1 pseudogene is annotated in these 500 nt (G+C 67.6%); it reads left to right on the forward strand.

Annotated elements, in window-relative coordinates:
* Window positions 1-500 (forward strand): annotated as a pseudogene (locus BMG07_RS41020) (acetyl-CoA C-acetyltransferase); the annotation flags it as partial.

The following is a 500-nucleotide window of genomic DNA, read 5'->3' on the forward strand; positions in this document are numbered from 1 at the left end:
GACACCGTGGTCTCGGTCGACGAAGGCCCGGGCAAGGTCAAGCTCGACAAGATCCCCACGCTCAAGCCCGCGTTCAAGAAAGAGAACGGCACCATCACCGCCGCATCGAGCTCGTCGATCAACGACGGCGCCGCCGCGCTGGTCATGATGACCGAATCGCATGCCAAGAAGATCGGTGCGAAGCCCATCGCCCGCATCGTCGGCCACGCCACGCATGCGCAGCAGCCCGAGTGGTTCTCGACCGCACCCGTGGGCGCCGTCGCCAAGCTGTTCAAGAAGACCGGCTGGGCCGTGAAGGACGTCGACCTGTGGGAGGTGAACGAAGCCTTCGCCGTGGTGCCGATGGCGCTGATGCGCGAGCTCGACGTGTCGCACGAGATCGTCAACGTGCACGGCGGCGCCTGCGCGCTGGGCCACCCGATCGGCGCCAGCGGCGCGCGCATCATGGTCACGCTGATCCACGCGCTGAAGGCGCGCGGCAAGAAGCGCGGCGTGGCCAC

It is taken from the genome of Variovorax sp. E3, from assembly GCF_016082275.1.
GTDB lineage: Bacteria > Pseudomonadota > Gammaproteobacteria > Burkholderiales > Burkholderiaceae_C > Variovorax.